Raw genomic sequence first — 17,677 nt, forward strand, 5'->3', positions numbered from 1 at the left:
GACATCAGACATCTGACATCATACATTATTTCTTCCGGTATTTTAGTGTAACCTCCGCCACACCCTGTTGGCGCATGTTTATTTTCTTGGCGGCTTTTTCGCTGAGGTCGATGATACGGCCTTTTACAAAGGGGCCACGATCGTTGATGCGTACTTTTACCGTTTGACCATTACTCAGGTTTTTCACTTTCACCACCGTGCCAAAGGGTAATGTTTTATGGGCAGCGGTTAATTTATTTTTATTGAAGGTTTCTCCATTCGCTGTTTTTCTACCGTGAAAGCCATCGCCGGCACCATAGAAGGAAGCCATGCCCGATTCTGTTATTTTTCTGGAACATCCCGTAGTAATGAATGCAATAGTTAACACAAAGAATAAGCTAATTGCTATACCACATCGGCCACTATTCAAACGGAAGAAACTTTTCATACTGTATTTCTTTCAAAACGGGTGGTTGGGTATGTAAAGTATGTCCGTTCAATACTTTTTCATATTTCGAAAGATAGGCGCGCATCATACCATCAGCAGAAAAATGTGCCATTGCATACTCGTGACAATGATTCGCGCTGTAGGAACCTATATTGGATAATGCTTCTACCAGTTCAGCTGATTTAGCAGACAAAAAACCCACCTCGCCAGGAATAATTTCGGGTAATGAGCCGTAGGGGGTACCAAAAACCGGGCAACCAAAATAAAGACTTTCAACCAGTGCCAGACCGAAAGGTTCATGCCAGCGAACAGGAAATAAAAACCCTTTGGAACCACGCAGTATTTCATTCTTTTCTTCTCCGCCTTTCATGCCATGAAAATGAACATGGCGGGAGAAGGTTAAACGAATCCCCTGGTTAAAATTAAACCGATGGCCACCGATGACATGTAAGGGTAACCCTGCTTTCTTAGATACATCAATGGCTCCCTGGACATTTTTCACACGCCAGGCGGCATCGCCCAGAAAATGAAGATAGGAACGGGGTCTGTCGAGTGCAGGATCGCCATAATCATCCGGATCAATTCCATTGTGTACAAAAGAATCAGAACAAAAACGATCGGCATGATTGCGTGATACGAATACCGTATTCAACGGTAAAGGAACCTGTACATTAAGGTTGCCGTGTAAAGTCATCATATAGGGCAGTAAAGGTTCTTCATTCACTGTATGGTTCAAGTGAATAAGATCTATGCCTATGTTCTTAGGTACTTGTTCGTTAAAAGGAATGGAAGGATGGAAAGGATACACTTCTGCAAAAGGGCAACTGGAGCCTGCAGGAACAAGGTAAGAAACACGATGCCCCGCTTTAACCAATGCCTTACCCAACCACCAGATCACTCTTTCTGTGCCTCCGTATTTGAGAGCTGGTATAACCGTATTGTTGACAATAAGAATATGCACCATCAAAAATAGGCATATGGAATAAGTATAGATACTATTTCTGAATCGGAATTCTTACAACTGAAGAGAGACTGGCCGTTTTCTTTTTTACTCGTATTTCGCTGTGTTCGATTTAACATAATATTAATTATAGGATAATTATAATAAACTAAATTAATTCAAGCCGTTAGTAGATTATAAACTAACTAACTGATAATGTTATACATATAATAATATAAGGGGTAACGAAGACTTATAATTTCCTGTTCAGCGTAAAACCGAAATCAGCATTGCCGATATAAGGCTCTTGCTGTTTATTGAGGAATAACAATACATGCTGGTCAGCCACCAGGAATGCGATAGATTCAGCCGGTTTATCAGGTTCAATGATATACATGATCTGTCCCTGGTTGGCACCGGTTCCTTTCCGGATGATCCATTTACCGGTAACATGTTGCGCCTTGCCATCGATTATTTTGCGGATCCTAAATGTGGTGGGCAAAAATGTAACTGGATCCCTGTTTAAAACCAACTGCCATTTAAGTTTAAAACATTCTGCACTTACTTTCATTTCCGGGTGCTCAGCGGCAATCTCACGACAAGGCGTCCGGCCTTCGTAAATTACCTGTGCAGATGGTTCTTCCTTTCCGGAGGATTTAATGAGTATGCTATTGGACGCTACCAGTTTAGCACGGTTCAACGCATAACTCCAGCCACCATTGCCATTCATAAATGCGCCCTGCGCTGTTAAGAAGTGAAAAACATTTTCACTGATTTTGACCAGCGATATGGTTTCTGGCAGACCTTCAGTACGTAACTGATACAATACTTTAAACCGCTCATTTGCAGCCACCGTATACTGTCCGGTAAACCTGCTTTTGGCGCCTCCATTCCTGAATCCTACTGTATTGGGCTGCGATTCTCCAAATTGAATATCGAGTACAAATTGATGATCATCCTGTAATACCAATTTCCACCTGATAAAGTCTACAGCAGTTGTTGTCGGTATATTCAGCATACGCTTCATCAATGAATCGCCTGCTGTACTACCTGTTAAAACCAATCCCTTTTCATCTGTTGCTGCAACACAGGAATAAGAATATATGATCAATCCCATAAGCAGCAGGCTTTTACAACCAAACAGTATTGTACGCATATTCCTGAATTTATAGGTGATTTCATTCTATGCAACGCCATTTAAAAATACAAAACATTTCCGGTCCACTTATCTGCATCAGCAACCGTTCGTCACGACATACATATTTATGCGATTGAATACCACCTGTTTCATGACCAGTTTTGCAACAGCATCAGACAAATATTCAACCAACATGAAAAAAATTACAACCCTTGCCATTATACTCCTGACGGTTACTCTTCAGGCCATTGCACAGCGAAATGGAAAAGTATCGGGCATCGTATTACATAACGGGAAAGCCATTGAAAGCGCTTCCATCACTTTATTAAAAGCCAAAGATTCGAGTCTGGCAAAAGCCGCTGTTTCTGACAGGAACGGCGGTTTTGCTTTTGAAAACCTGCTCTATGGTTCTTACCTGGTTGCCGTAAACAGTGTTGGCTACCAGCGTTATTTATCTTCTGTTATTACACTTACAGAAGATAAGTCAGACATTATACTTGGTAATCTCTCACTTGATCCCGCTGTGAGTTCACTGGGTGAAGTAACGGTTACCAGCAAAAAACCTTTCCTGGAAATGAAGGCCGATAAAATGGTCTTGAACGTAGACGCCTCCCCTTCCAATGCCGGCAATACTGCGTTGGAAGTTTTGGAAAAATCGCCCGGTGTAACGGTTGATAAGGATGGCAATATCAGTCTGAAAGGCAAACAGGGTGTTACTCTTCTGATAGACGGTCGTCCTACTTATATGAGCAGTGAAGACCTTGCGAATATGCTGAGGGGTATGAATGCCAACCAGCTTGATCAGATTGAAATCATGACCAATCCACCTGCACGTTTTGATGCATCGGGTAATTCAGGTGTGATCAATATCCGTACCAAGAAAATAAAAACCAAGGGCTTTAATGGTAATGTCAATACTACATACGGTCAAGGTGTTTATCCTAAAGCAGGCATTGGTACCAACCTGAATTACCGGATCAATAAAATCAATCTGTTTGGGAATTACAATTACAGTTATCGTGAAGCCTATCAGCAGTTTAGTATCCTCCGTAATTTCATTAACCCAACCACCAAAAATATCACGGGCACTTTTGACCAGCGTGCGTATATGCCCGATAAACGCAATTCACATTCGGGTAAAATTGGTATTGATTATACTTTCTCGAAAAGAACTTCTGCAGCACTTACACTGAATGGTTTTGGTACCAGAATGGAATTCAACAACAACAGTACCAGTCTGCTCACCGATGGTAATGGTGTATTACAATCCACCACTCATGGTAATACATTCATGACGCCCAATGTTACCAACTACAGTGGTAACTTCAATATCCGTCACCAGTTTGATTCAACGGGCAGAGAACTGAGTTTTGATGCGGATTATATCAGCTATAAGGACAAACACCGCCAGCGTTTCATCAACAGCATTTATGATGCCAATGGTAATATCATAGGCAAGGCTGACAGCCTTGTTGGTGATCTTCCTTCCGGTTTTGATGTATATGCCGCCAAATTAGATTATGCACAACCCCTGAAAAACAAAGGAAGATTTGAAGCTGGTGCCAAACTGAGTTTTGTAACCAGTGATAACAACATGAAGTTCGACAGCATCATCAATGGCAACCGTGTTCCCGATATTACACGTTCCAACTATTTTATCTACAAGGAGAATGTATATGCAGCTTATATGAGTCTGAATACCCCACTGAATGCCAAATTATCGCTACAGGCTGGCCTTCGTTATGAATATACCGATGCCCGTGGCGATCAGGTTACCAGTAGTATTCAGTTTAAGAATTCATATGGCCAGCTCTTCCCTACCCTATACCTCAGTTATAACCTGAACGATAAAAACATGTTTGCCATCAATGCGGGCAGAAGAATCATGCGTCCACAATACAGGAACCTCAATCCTTTTGTGTTTATTGTAGACAGGTACACCTATCAGAAGGGTAACCCTTATCTGCAGCCTCAGTTCAGCAATAACCTGGAATTAACGCATACCTATGCCGGCATGCTTACCACTACGTTGAATTATTCTGCTACCAGTGGTGTTATTTCTGAAGTGATTGAACAGAATGAAACAACAAAAGAAACATTCCTGATCAGAAAAAATATTGCTTCACGTAAACAGTATGGACTGGCCATCAATTTCTACAAACCGGTAACCAAATGGTTAACACTGAGTCTGAATGCCAATCTCTTTAACAATCGTTTCAGGGGAATTGTGAATGATACGCTCATCAACTTAAGTGTGAACTCAGGCAATTTCAATGCAGCCGTACAAACCAAATTGGGTAAAGGATGGGATGCTGAGGTAAATGGTTTTTATAATACCCGTGGTGTAGATGGTGTGATGGTTTTTAAAAGTATGGGCATGTTCACCTTTGCGGTGTCGAAGACAGTGTTGAAGAACCAGGGCAAGATTACACTGAACTATCGTGATCCTTTCAAACTCCAGCGTTTTTATGGTACCACACGCTATTCAACTGTTGATGCCACTATAAACAGCAGATGGGAAAATAGTATACTGAACCTTACCTTTAATTACAGGTTTGGTAAATCCTTTAAAACCAACAAACGCAGTGCAGGCAGTGCTTCGGAAGAGGCTGGCAGAATGGGAGGATAAGAGAAATGTATGATGGCTGATGTAGGATGTCTGATATTAGGTATTAAATCAGACATCCTACATCAGCCATCATACATCTTTTTGTACCTTAGTGTCATGAGAACATACGACAACCTCGTGGAAGCTATCAGCGATCTGAAAGCGGCTGGTTATACAACAGATTTTAACCTGGCTTTTGACCAGATTAAATGTGCCAGTACAGGCACTTGTTTATTGCCTTCTCAATTTGATATTGTTGCGCATCATCGTTTTGAGGGTGATACCGATCCTTCTAATTCCAGTGTGTTGTATGTTATTGAATCGCATGATCATTCCATGAAAGGGGTGCTCATCAGCGCTTATGGTATGTATAGTGATACCCTGGATGATGATATGGTAAGGAAACTGGGTATGAATGAGATAAGCTAATGCTGTATACAAAAGCGATCCTTCATAAGAATGAAGAATCGCAGGGGGAACCTATTCAAAACCAAACAATAAACTGACTTAATAAATCCTGAATTTGATGGGCAAACTGAAATAACTTTTTACGTTACGGCCCTGGATCTGTCCGGGATTCCATACCGGCATCTTGGCTACAACATTTGTGGCTGCTTCATCTAAACCATAGCCAGCCAGGTCGCCCTTGATAATGGGAGTATAGATAACACCTCGCTCATCAACTGCAAATCCTACCATCACTTCTCCTTCCACACCATTTTCGATGGCGGCTTCAGGATAGATAATGTTTTCCTGGATAAATTTTGCCAGCGCTTTTTCTCCACCCGGATAAGAAGGTTTTACTTCAGCACGGTAATAAATACCTAACTGGTCTTTTTCCAGCATCATGTTGGCATATTCTTCTTCCCATTTACGGTTGCGTTCTACAATTACCTCCCATCGACCATTCTTTTTAGCCGGATTGGCAACTGCTTTCCCGGTAGTAATAATGGTAGTGGTTGTAGTGGTGGTAACTGTTTCAGCCGCTTTTTCTGCCTTTTCCACAGAATCTGCGGTCAAAGAATCTTTTAGCTTTTCATCGGCATTTTTTCCGGTTTTACAGGCATGTAAACTCAGCATACCTGTCATCACAATGAGCAGGTATAAAGAAGTTTTAATGATAACGTTGTTTTTGACCTTAATTTGATATAACATATGTAACTACAAATGAATGAATCAGGCATAAAACCAGCTCATCATCCTGTTGCAAAGCTGCATTATTCATTACAGGTTCCTTTACATCTTCATTGAATAAGGTTACATATTTTACTGTTTGACTGTAAATAAAGTAAAAATCAAAACTGAGAAGATTTGACTTTTGGTTTTTGACCTGTCTTTCCTACATTCGGTTAAACAAACACAAACGCATGCTTCATCGCCGTCATTTTCTGCAAATCAGTTCATTGGGTTTAACCGCTTTGGGTTTTTCTTCTTTCAGGGGAAAAGCAGATGCTAAAAAACCTGTAGTACTTTCTACCTGGGATGCAGGTATTGCTGCCAACAAAGCAGCCTGGGAAGTGTTACGTTCGGGTGGCCGTGCACTCGATGCAGTGGAACAAGGTGTACGTGTAACAGAAGCTTCTTTGAACTGCTGCGTGGGTTTGGGTGCCAATCCAGACCGTGATGGCTTTGTAACACTGGATGCCTGTATCATGGATGAATTTGCCAACTGCGGCAGTGTGGCTTTTCTGGAAAGAATCAAACACCCGATTTCAGTGGCGCGCAGGGTAATGGAAAAAACACCGCATGTAATGTTGGTTGGTGAAGGCGCACAGCAGTTTGCTGTTGCAGAAGGATTCCCATTAGAGAAAGCGGAACTGTCTGATGATGCAAAGAAAGCTTACCAGAACTGGCTGAAGAAAAGCGAATACAAACCCGTCATCAATATTGAAAATACCAAAAGACAGGAAGCATTTGTTCCTGCCAAATTAGAGAATGGCGATTGGAACCATGATACGATCGGTATGATTGCGCTCGACGCAAAGGGTAACCTGAGTGGCAGTTGTACCACCAGTGGTATGGGTTTTAAAATGCGTGGACGTATTGGCGACTCTCCTATTATTGGCGCAGGTTTATATGTTGACAATGAAGTGGGTGCAGCAGTAGCAACGGGTCAGGGTGAAGATATTATCCGTATCTGTGGTGCACATACCATTGTGGAACTGATGCGTCAGGGATTATCGCCGGAAGCTGCCTGCAAAAAAGCGATGGAAAGATTATTCAAAACCAAAGGTGCTGAAAAAGCAAAAGCTATTCAGGCCGGATTTATCGCCATTGCCAAAAATGGTGAGTATGGGGGTTATGCTTTGCAGAAAGGTTTTAATTATGCCGTTTGTTATGCCGATGATAAAAACTTTTTAGTAGATGCCAAACCTTTGATCTGAGACAAAATTCAAAACAAAATAATCGCATTCAATATCCCAGCACCGGACTTAAGTCCGGTGCTGGGATAAAAAAAATAGATATGGCATTGCCACTTGAAATATGTGTATTTAATACAGCTACGGCCATTGCAGCCGCTGAAGCGGGTGCCGACAGGATTGAACTCTGTGAGAATTATGCCAATGGTGGTACTACCCCATCCTATGGTTATTTGAAAACAACAAGGGAGAAAGTGAGTATTCCCATCTTCCCAATGATTCGTCCACGCGGTGGTGATTATTTTCACAGACCGGAAGAAATAGAGATTATACAGAAAGATATTTTACTCTGTAAGGAACTGGGGTTTGAAGGTGTGGTATTTGGTTTACTAAACAGGGATGGTTCTATTGATCAGGAGAATACGGCAAGACTGGTTGAACTTGCTTATCCACTGGATGTAACTTTTCATCGTGCATTTGATCGTTGTAAAAATCCATTGGAAGCTTTAGAGATAATTATACAGTGCGGTTGTACAAGAATATTAACCAGCGGACAACAACCCAAAGCGCCGGAAGGAAAAGAACTGATCAGGCAACTGGTGGAACTGGCCGATGACAGAATCATCATCATGCCCGGAAGTGGTATCAATAGTAAAAACCTGGACGATATGATTGTATTTACCGGGGCCAAAGAATTTCATACTTCTGCACGGATCATGCGGCCCTCCCAGACCGAATATATAAATCCACTCATTCCTGAAGATTTCAGTCAGGATTTTACTGATGCAGTTGAGATCCGTAAACTAAAGCAAATACTTGGTCAGTAAAGGCTGTGGTTATACAATGAATATCAGAGATGAAATAGAAAAGGAGCATTCAAAAGAACAGGCTTTACGTATTGCCGGTTACGCTGTTCAAAGCAGAAAGCATTTTAAAGAGCTGATGGATTGTTACACTGATCCGGATGATCGTTTATCACAAAGAGCAGCATGGAGTGTGAGTTGGGCGGCTAAAAACAAGCCAGCCATGATAGAACCTTATATTGCTGTGCTGGTGAAGCGATTACAGGAACCGGGTGTAAATCCCGCTGTTATCAGAAATGCTGTAAGGATTTTAGAAGACATCAATATCCCCGAACAATTTCATGGCGAAGTCGTGAACAGTTGTTTTGCCTTTATTGAAAACCCTGCAACACCTGCAGCCATCAAAGCTTTTTCACTTACCGTATTGTTCCATCTTTCCAAACAATATCCCGACATAAAACCTGAATTAAAACTCATCATCGAAGAACGATGGGATACAGAAACAGCGGCGTTTCGAAGCAGAGGAAGGAAAATATTGAAAGGATTGTAAGATGTGAGAAGGCAGATGTCAGATTTGAATGTTCACCCATTAGAAAATCTGACATCTGCCATCTTACATCCAACATATCCCTAGTATAGCATCCGCACCTTAATCGTTTCCTTTACTTCTTTCAGCAGTTCGACTGCTTTTTTAGAGAGTTTTTTATCGACATCAAGTACTACGTAGCCAATTTCTTCATTGGTTTTGAGGTATTGTCCAACGATATTGATATTGTTTTTAGACAATGCTGTATTGATCGCACTCAATACCCCGGGAACGTTTCTGTGAATATGTAATATCCGGTGAGCACCATCTACAGGTGGTAAACCAATGGCAGGAACTGTATGTGAGCCATTGGTGATGCCACGTTCGAGGTATTGAAAGAGTTTGATGCTTACATCTTCGCCAATATTTTGTTGCGCCTCTTCTGTAGAGCCTCCGATATGTGGCGTGAGGATTACATTGGGTAAACCCTGTAATGGTGTTTCAAAATGATCGCCGTTTTTTTCTGGCTCCCATGGATATACATCAATACCTGCTCCTGCAATGGCACCGTCTTTTAGCGCTTCACTCAATACTTTTAAATCAACCACTTCTCCACGGGCATAGTTCAGCAGGATGGCTCCTTTTTTAAAGTATTTTATATTGTTTTTATTGATCAGGTTTTTGGTCTGTGCGGTTTCAGGTACATGAAGAGAAATAATATCGCTGTTGCTCAATACTTCTTTCATTGATTTGGCAGCAACCGCATTACCCAATGGCAGCTTGGTTTCAGTATCGTAGAACAATACTTTCATACCCAATGCTTCTGCCAATACACTGACCTGTGAGCCGATATTGCCATAACCAATAAGTCCTAGTGTTTTGCCACGGAGTTCATAACTGCCTTTGGCTTCTTTCATCCAGATGCCTTTATGTGCGGCCATATTTTTATCAGAGATTTTCCGGATGAGCATCACAGAAATACCGATGACCAGTTCGGCTACACTTCTTGTATTGCTATAAGGTGCATTAAAAACAACCACCCCTTTTTTGGTGGCAGATTTTAAATCGACCTGGTTTACGCCAATACAAAAACAGCCGATGGCCTGTAATTTCCGGGCAGCTTCCAATACTTTAGCCGTAATCTGTGTTTTGGAACGTATACCGATCAGGTGAACATCTTTTACTTCTTTGATGAGTTCTTCTTCGCTAAGGGCGCCATTGAGTTTGCGTACATTGGTATACCCCTGTTGTTTGAAATACTGAACCGCTTTGTCGCTGATATTTTCAAGAAATAAAATATTGATCCGTTCTTTTGGATAACTTGTGATAGCCTGCTTGCTCATGTAGCGAAAATAATGTTTTTATTTTCTGCATAACCTTTCGCTTTTTAACCATTTCAATAACACATTGTTTTTTATTTTCGCCGCGTAGAAAAACTAACAGATGATCGTAAGAGCCTTTAGTACTGCTGTTTTGATGTTTTTTTTTCAGTCTTGTTCGGCACAGCCTCCTGAAAAAGATTCAGTAGAAACCTATGCCCCTATACCATCTGCCAACAAAGCAGTGTATGCGGCTGAAATCGAGAAACAATACAAACAATTGTTAGGCAATCGTGGATTCAATGGTAGTATCCTGGTGGCTAAAAACGGAGAAATTTTATTTGAGGATTATCAGGGATACAGCAATTTCAAAACCAAAGAGCTTATTACTCCTAATACTCCTTTTCATCTTGCCTCTGTCTCAAAGACATTTACAGGTATGGCCATCATGAAACTGCGCGAGCAGGGAAAACTGAACCTGGATGATATGGTGACTGATTTCTTTCCCAACTTCCCCTACCCCGGTATTACTGTTCAATTATTGCTGAATCACAGAAGTGGATTGAATAATTATGTTTATTTCCTGGTCGACAAAAAAGTAGAAACCTACCGGGTTAAAACAAAAAAAGGGCGCTGGGTCAGAAGAAAACGTACCATTAAAATGCCTCCTTTAAAACCGGGTCTGCTTACCAACCAGGATATGCTGGATTATATGGTACAATACAAGCCAGATCCTCTCTTTGCACCTGACAGGGCTTTCCGATATAGCAATACCAATTATGCACTGCTGGCACTCATTATTGAAAAAGTTACCGGACAATCCTATCCCACTTATATGAAAGATAGTTTGTTTACTCCGCTGGGTATGACAGACAGCTATGTATTCGGGTTAGCTGATACGGCCCGTTATATTCCATCCTATAAAAACAATAATGTGCCTTACGGGATTGAGAAACTCGATTGTATTTATGGAGATAAGAATGTGTATTCAACCGTAAGAGACCTGTTTTTATGGGACAGGGCATTACATGAAGGAACTTATGTGAATCAAAGCTCCCAAACACTTGCATATCAGCCATATAGCTTTGAAACAAAATCGTTCCACAATTACGGGTTAGGCTGGCGTTTACTGAATTCACCCACAGAGGAAATCGTTTATCATAATGGATGGTGGCATGGCAATAACACGGTTTTCACGCGTTTTATCAAAGATACCGCCACCATTATTGCCTTGGGTAACCGCTATAATCGTAATATTTATAAGGCTAAAAAGCTGTCGTCGGCCTTTACCGGTCGAACAGACAGTACTGAACTGGAAGAATAGGCCACTTCGAATAGTTTTCAATGAGCTTGGACAGGGAGGCCGATTTTAGGCTTTTACCCCTATTTTTGCAGACTTTTAATATAAACTTTACCGACACACACTGATTATGGACAAAATCTTGTTTTATGCCGTTCCGGCGATGGGAGTTGTAGGTCTTCTCTACACTTTTTTAAAGTTTAATTGGGTTTCAAAACAGGATGCGGGTAATGACCGCATGAAAGAGATCAGCACATATATTGCTGAAGGTGCCATGGCTTTTCTGAAAGCTGAATGGAGAATACTTACTTATTTCGTAGCCATTGTTGCGCTTTTACTGGGTGTAATGGCCCAGAGCAACCCGCATTCACACTGGTCTATTTCACTGGCATTTGTATTGGGTGCCGTTTGTAGTGCGGTTGCCGGTTATATTGGTATGAAAGTGGCCACTAAAGCCAATGTTCGTACTGCCCAGGCTGCAAGAACCAGCCTCTCAAAAGCATTAAATGTTTCTTTTACCGGTGGTGCCGTTATGGGACTTGGGGTAGCTGGTCTGGCCGTTTTAGGTCTGGGTGGTGTTTACCTGATCCTGAAACAGGTATTTGCACCTGAAGCTGCTGCCAATTCACAGGAAATGTTACGCACGATTGAAGTGCTGACCGGTTTTTCACTGGGTGCTGAATCTATCGCGTTGTTTGCCCGTGTGGGTGGTGGTATCTATACCAAAGCAGCCGATGTGGGAGCCGATCTGGTTGGTAAAGTAGAAGCAGGTATTCCGGAAGATGATCCGCGTAACCCCGCTACCATTGCAGATAACGTAGGTGACAATGTGGGTGATGTGGCAGGTATGGGTGCCGACTTATTTGGTTCTTATGTGGCTACTGTACTGGCTACCATGGTACTCGGTCAGGAAACCCTTTCGTCTGATAATTTTGGTGGATACGCTCCTATCCTGCTGCCGATGCTGATTGCAGGTGTGGGTATCCTTTTCTCCATAGTAGGTACCTGGTTTGTTCGTATCAGCGATTCAGCAGGCATTAATACGGCCAGTGTGCAGAAAGCCCTGAACATGGGTAACTGGGGTTCAATTATTCTTACTGCCGCGGCCTGTGCAGGTTTGGTATATTATATTTTACCAGAAACCATGAGTCTGCGCGGCAACGAATTTACACGTGATGGTGTATTTGGAGCCATTGTTGTAGGTCTGGCCGTAGGTACTTTAATGAGTATCATTACCGAGTATTACACTGCTATGGGCAAACGTCCTGTCATGTCTATCATCCGTCAGTCATCAACAGGTCATGCTACCAACGTAATTGGTGGTCTGGCAGTAGGTATGGAATCAACCTTCCTTCCTATCCTGGTATTGGCAGGTGGTATCTGGGGGTCTTATGAGTGTGCAGGTTTATATGGTGTGGCAATTGCTGCCGCAGGTATGATGGCCACTACAGCGATGCAATTAGCGATCGACGCATTTGGTCCGATTGCAGATAATGCAGGTGGCATTGCTGAAATGAGTGAACTGCCAAAAGAAGTGCGTGAAAAAACAGATGTACTTGATGCTGTTGGTAACACCACTGCTGCTACCGGTAAAGGTTTTGCCATCGCCTCTGCAGCATTAACCGCACTGGCCCTTTTCGCGGCTTTTGTGGGTGTTGCAGGCATTGAGGGTATCGATATTTATAAAGCAAAAGTATTGGCCTCCTTATTTGTGGGCGCTATGATTCCTTTCATATTCTCATCACTGGCTATTCGTGCGGTGGGTGAAGCTGCCATGTCGATGGTAGAAGAAGTTCGTCGCCAGTTCCGTACCATTCCCGGTATCATGGAAGGAACAGGTAAACCCGAGTACGATAAATGTGTGGCCATTTCTACAGAAGCATCCATCAAAAAAATGATGTTACCTGGTGCTATCGCTATTGTATCTCCATTGATTATTGGGTTCCTGTTGGGTCCTGAAGCATTGGGTGGTTTCTTAGCCGGTGCTACGGTGAGCGGTGTACTCATGGGTATGTTCCAGAACAATGCCGGTGGTGCATGGGATAACGCTAAAAAATCTTTCGAGAAAGGTGTGGAGATCAATGGCGAAATGTTCTACAAAAAATCTGAACCACATAAAGCATCTGTTACAGGTGATACTGTCGGTGATCCTTTTAAAGATACATCAGGTCCATCTATGAATATCCTGATTAAACTAATGTCGATTGTATCACTGGTGATTGCGCCAACACTTGCACAGTTACATGGAGCATCTGCTGATCATGCTATGGTGGAGAAAAGAATTGAAATCAAAGCTACTGATGGCGGACAATCAGCCAGTGTTACTGTAAATGGTGCGGATGTTAACATTGACAACCTGGTGGAAGAACTGAAAAAAGCAGGTCTTGCTACAGGTAACAATGTAAATGTTGAAATTAAAGACGGAAAGATCATCCTGAATGGCCAGGAACTTGCCGCAGATGTTGCACAACAGTTTTCCAAATACCTTGATGGAAAAGAGAAACTGAATATTAAAGTTGATGTAACAGAAGAGAAAAAATAAAACTTGCAAGTATAAAAGAGAAAGGCTCCAGTTTTCTGGAGCCTTTCTCTTTTATGATCTGTTATCTTTTTTTGCTGTACACGATATGTTTTCTTTCCCAGAAATTAAACAATGGTAAATCAAACATCAACCCCAGATAAGCGCGTGTTGTATTGAACTGTTGTTCATTGGGTTTACCCGCTTCCTGGTATTTACGTAATTGTGGTGTGTACTGAATACCGGTGGAAACCGTAAATGGACTACCCGGTAATGCGACAGCAATGTGTAAACCCGGACTAATTAACTGCGACCATTTGAAACTTTGTCCGATTGTGGTATCCTTTGATTGAAAGAGTCTGTAAGATACCGGTGCTCCAAGATCCACTATGCTGGCAGTAATGGTAAGCGTCCAGCCTGTTCTGTTGTACAGGTGTTCTTTTTTGATTTTTACTTTATCCGGATTTCTCACATAATCATCAGGGAACATACCCTTGTGTACATCAAATTCTTTTTTACCCGCCTTCCATTTCCTGCCAAAAGTTTTGCTGACAGATATACCAATGGGTACCGAAAACCCCCATACTGCCCCACCCCTTCTGCCACTGAGTTTGCTGGTATCATTCTGTTGACGGCGGGCCCATTCATAACCTGCATACACCCCTGCAAAAGCATTCAGATCAACCGACCACCAGTTGTTTCGTTTCCGCTTATAGGAACCTACAGGCATGGCATAAGATTCCACTACTTTAGCGAGTTGTTTATCGTTTTGTGCAAGTGCAGCATCGTTGAGGAAACCACTCATTTTCCGGATCAGTTGAATGGCCTGTCTGTCATTATCAAACAGCAGAGCCGCCACCGGACTTTTCTTTTCAAAACTGATGGATCTGTTGGTTGAGTCGTAACTAAACAACAAGGTTTTAGCATAATAATCTGTTCGGCGTAAAACTGAATCTTTCAAAAAAGAAGCGGCATATAAATAGTCATCACGAATATCTTTCAGGGCTACAGTTAACTGGTGACCCGGTTTTGTTTCATAGAACAAAGTATCAATCAGCGACAATGCATTCATCACTGCTCCGGCAAAATTCTTTTTGGTTACCAGGTTATATATTTCGAATACCTGCTCACCATAACCGAAAGCTTTTTTTGCCAATGCAGAAACATTGTGGCGAACCAGTTGTGTATCCAGATCATTCAGCACATGAAATACCTGGTTCACAGCCCCCCAGATATTATAGGTACTGTAAAACCAGTCTTTCTGTCCATTTTGTTGCAATCTTTTCTGTTCCTCCTGGTATTCTGTTCCAATTTTTTCCACCTGTCCAATAGCTGTTCTGAGGTTACCCAGCAAACGTCTCATTCTCTCTACGTCGAGTAGTTGCTGTCCACTCACAGATTGCCTGATTCCTTTAAAGAATTTACTGAAGACTGACTGGTATTTCAAATCGAGCAGTCCCATCATGATCTCAATTTCTTTGCGGTTCATGTTCCTGAAATCTTCATAGGCCAGCAGGCGTAAACGACCGGCTGAATCAACCACAAATAATTCCGTATTGATGGCATAGAGTAATGTGATATAATCCTGGAAAACAGGTTTTAACTGTACCGAATCAATGGTTACGGGTATTTTAGGCAGAGAGAGATAGAGCGATTTAATAGCGTCGCGGTAACTGTATCGCTTCACAACTAGTTCCGCAAAATCGCAGACACCGGTCATATAGGCAGCGTAGGTTGATGCTTCGGGCCAGCGTTTGGAGAGCCATTCACTGTTCAATACATTTTTAGGCATCTGCATAAAATCTTTCGACAATGCATATTGCCATTGTGCGCCGAGATTGGGAATTTCATACACTTCATTTCCCTGCAGCAGTTTCATGGTGGTTGGAAAAAACAGGTTGAGCAATTCATATCGGTTTGCATTTTGTGTAATCTTTTCAAAGAACCACATCACCGATTCCTGTTTGATGCGATTGGCGAGGTAAATGGCCAGTGCATTAATCATCTCAGCTTCTGATGGCAACTTGAACGACAGCTTATAAGCATTCTCTGCTTCTGCAATTACTTTCTGAATATCAGGCAATGTTTTCTGGTTAAAGATATTCAGTGCATCTTCAAAACTCAACCCATCACGGCCGGCTGCTTCCGGTATGTCGCTGACTTTTAAAAGAAAACCGATCAGCGCATCCTGTTGATCCTTTAAATACTGCAGCCCGATTGATTTCCATTGATTAAAGCCTGCTTCCTGTGTAAGAAAAGATTTTCGGGCAGAATCATATTGAAGATTGGTAACATGAATAAATGCATCCAGTTGCTGTAATGAATCGGTTGCTTCTTTCCGAAGTCGGGAATAGGTAGCCGTATCTGTTACCCGCCGCATCAGCGTATCAAAATATATAACAGCCTGTTGCTTTTTGGCAACGAGTTCAGTATTAGCAGATCGGAGATCACTGGTATAATCGCGATAGGCTTGTTTCTGGGTCAGGTATTCTTTGAGTTTTATAGCATAGGTACGTTTCAACCCTATTACGGAATTTTTCAAGGATGCTGGTAATATCGATGCATAGTTTTGGATGACAGCAGAATCCAGCTCAAAAAATCTTCCGAATTTGATCAGGCTGTCTGACAACTTATCTCTTACCTGATCGAGAAAGGAATAGGGTTTCAGTTTTTCGATTAACTGTCCATACAAATCTCCATTGGCATCTTGTAAGTCTGCATACCAGATGAGGCTGCCCAATAACTGTTGTTTAATGGAGTCTGGCAATTTCTTTACATAAGCATCTGCAGCATAAAGGGCTCTTGCGGTTTCGTAAGCGTTTCGTAATTGCAGTGGTTTGCCGGCATTGGATAATTGTGCCTGTACCGTTGTTCCCCACAACAGTATCGACAACAACCATGTTAGAATACTCTTCATGGGTGTAATTTTTTGTCAGATGAACAAAGCGAAAAATTGCGGGGGACAGTTTTCGTTACTATGGGAGGTTTTTAAAATTATTAAGTGATCATCAGATTTACAAACAAAACATATTAATTTCCTGTTTCATACCAATAAATACCCATTTATCGTGAGAAGCATGAAATACCTTGCTCTTTCTTTTCTTGTCATTCTTTTTAGCTGTCAGGGCAATAACAATAACACAGATAAAGTGGTAAGCGCAAGTGTTATTGTGCTTACAGATACCCTTTCAGACCTGCGCACTGTTGTACGGAAAGAACCCGTGGCCAGTCATATAGAAAAAGTACCTGATGAACTGAACGACTGGAAATTCTCTGTAAATGTGTATGAAACAAAACGCAGGTCTCATTATGTGGTTAGAATACAATACAAAGAATTAAGGGTAACTGATTCGCTGACGATTCCCAATATTGGTATTGATCCTACTGTACAGATTCAAAAAGACAGCGATCCCTTCTCCTGCACGCTTGGGTTTCCTGATAAAAAAGGCCAATTCAAACCCGTTTCACGAGCCAGCGTAAAAGCCGACAGACTTCGGTTTAAAACGGTGGCGAGTTATGCAGTGGGGGTTTACAGGACAGAAGCGAAGAAGTAGCGTGAATGGTGAATGGTCAATCGTGAAACTACGAATCTACTTAAAGAATAAAAACAGTAAATAGTACCTCAAAATCTCTTTATTGACGATTGACCATTCTCCATTCACTCCCACCCCTGCCGTTTAACAAATTTTTCACCTCCAATTACGATTTGTCTCGTAAATTGCTTACGAATTAAATCGT

Annotated in this window: 14 protein-coding genes; 8 read left to right on the forward strand and 6 right to left on the reverse strand. The window is 41.9% G+C overall.

What is annotated here, in order from left to right; genetic code table 11:
- Window positions 1-25 precede the first annotated feature (25 nt).
- The 3 genes from ACH3Z1_RS12990 to ACH3Z1_RS13000 form a co-directional block, all read right to left on the reverse strand.
- The gene (locus tag ACH3Z1_RS12990) at window positions 26-427 is read right to left on the reverse strand and encodes a septal ring lytic transglycosylase RlpA family protein (RefSeq protein WP_490822404.1); all 402 of its coding nucleotides are present in this window, start codon (window positions 425-427) and stop codon (window positions 26-28) included.
- Window positions 402-1,391, reverse strand: a complete 990-nt coding sequence (locus ACH3Z1_RS12995; RefSeq protein WP_490822405.1) for a glycosyltransferase — start codon at window positions 1,389-1,391, stop codon at window positions 402-404. The genes ACH3Z1_RS12990 and ACH3Z1_RS12995 overlap by 26 nt, the downstream gene beginning before the upstream one ends.
- A 229-nt stretch (window positions 1,392-1,620) precedes the next feature.
- Entirely contained in the window at window positions 1,621-2,523 is a 903-nt protein-coding gene (locus ACH3Z1_RS13000; protein ID WP_490822406.1) for a hypothetical protein, read from the reverse strand.
- A 175-nt stretch (window positions 2,524-2,698) separates the two neighbouring features.
- Here ACH3Z1_RS13000 and ACH3Z1_RS13005 point away from each other — a divergent pair, with 175 nt between their 5' ends.
- Both ACH3Z1_RS13005 and ACH3Z1_RS13010 read left to right on the forward strand, forming a co-directional pair.
- A complete protein-coding gene (locus ACH3Z1_RS13005; protein WP_490822407.1) occupies window positions 2,699-5,134 on the forward strand; it encodes a TonB-dependent receptor domain-containing protein in 2,436 nt (811 codons plus the stop codon).
- A 96-nt stretch (window positions 5,135-5,230) separates the two neighbouring features.
- Window positions 5,231-5,542: a phosphoribosylpyrophosphate synthetase gene (locus ACH3Z1_RS13010; RefSeq protein ID WP_490822408.1), complete on the forward strand. Its 312-nt coding sequence runs from the start codon at window positions 5,231-5,233 to the stop codon at window positions 5,540-5,542.
- A 78-nt stretch (window positions 5,543-5,620) separates the two neighbouring features.
- Here ACH3Z1_RS13010 and ACH3Z1_RS13015 read toward each other — a convergent pair whose 3' ends face one another.
- On the reverse strand, window positions 5,621-6,268 hold the full coding sequence (locus tag ACH3Z1_RS13015) for an energy transducer TonB (protein ID WP_490822409.1): 648 nt from the start codon (window positions 6,266-6,268) through the stop codon (window positions 5,621-5,623).
- Window positions 6,269-6,480: 212 nt separating this feature from the next.
- On the opposite strand from ACH3Z1_RS13015, the gene ACH3Z1_RS13020 reads away from it, so the two are divergent.
- The 3 genes from ACH3Z1_RS13020 (at window position 6,481) to ACH3Z1_RS13030 (ending at window position 8,826) form a co-directional block, all read left to right on the forward strand.
- On the forward strand, window positions 6,481-7,497 hold the full coding sequence (locus tag ACH3Z1_RS13020) for an isoaspartyl peptidase/L-asparaginase family protein (protein ID WP_490822410.1): 1,017 nt from the start codon (window positions 6,481-6,483) through the stop codon (window positions 7,495-7,497).
- Window positions 7,498-7,577: 80 nt separating this feature from the next.
- Window positions 7,578-8,300, forward strand: a complete 723-nt coding sequence (locus ACH3Z1_RS13025; protein ID WP_490822411.1) for a copper homeostasis protein CutC — start codon at window positions 7,578-7,580, stop codon at window positions 8,298-8,300.
- 16 nt (window positions 8,301-8,316) lie between these two features.
- Window positions 8,317-8,826: a HEAT-like fold family protein gene (locus tag ACH3Z1_RS13030; protein ID WP_490822412.1), complete on the forward strand. Its 510-nt coding sequence runs from the start codon at window positions 8,317-8,319 to the stop codon at window positions 8,824-8,826.
- An 80-nt stretch (window positions 8,827-8,906) separates the two neighbouring features.
- On the opposite strand, the gene serA is transcribed toward ACH3Z1_RS13030, so the two are convergent.
- Window positions 8,907-10,145 (reverse strand): phosphoglycerate dehydrogenase, encoded by a 1,239-nt coding sequence (gene serA / locus ACH3Z1_RS13035; protein WP_490822413.1) that lies wholly within the window; start codon window positions 10,143-10,145, stop codon window positions 8,907-8,909.
- A 100-nt stretch (window positions 10,146-10,245) separates the two neighbouring features.
- On the opposite strand from serA, the gene ACH3Z1_RS13040 reads away from it, so the two are divergent.
- Together ACH3Z1_RS13040 and ACH3Z1_RS13045 are read left to right on the forward strand one after the other, a co-directional pair.
- A complete protein-coding gene (locus tag ACH3Z1_RS13040; RefSeq protein WP_490822414.1) occupies window positions 10,246-11,445 on the forward strand; it encodes a serine hydrolase domain-containing protein in 1,200 nt (399 codons plus the stop codon).
- A gap of 106 nt (window positions 11,446-11,551) precedes the next feature.
- Window positions 11,552-13,963: a sodium-translocating pyrophosphatase gene (locus tag ACH3Z1_RS13045; protein ID WP_490822415.1), complete on the forward strand. Its 2,412-nt coding sequence runs from the start codon at window positions 11,552-11,554 to the stop codon at window positions 13,961-13,963.
- Window positions 13,964-14,024: 61 nt separating this feature from the next.
- Here the strand turns inward: ACH3Z1_RS13045 and ACH3Z1_RS13050 are convergent, their stop codons facing one another.
- On the reverse strand, window positions 14,025-16,856 hold the full coding sequence (locus tag ACH3Z1_RS13050) for a hypothetical protein (protein ID WP_490822416.1): 2,832 nt from the start codon (window positions 16,854-16,856) through the stop codon (window positions 14,025-14,027).
- A gap of 160 nt (window positions 16,857-17,016) precedes the next feature.
- Here ACH3Z1_RS13050 and ACH3Z1_RS13055 point away from each other — a divergent pair, with 160 nt between their 5' ends.
- Complete coding sequence (locus ACH3Z1_RS13055) at window positions 17,017-17,493, forward strand: hypothetical protein (protein ID WP_490822418.1); 477 nt, start codon at window positions 17,017-17,019, stop codon at window positions 17,491-17,493.
- Window positions 17,494-17,677 lie beyond the last annotated feature (184 nt).

It is taken from the genome of Sediminibacterium sp. FW305-C-49, assembly GCF_058231085.1.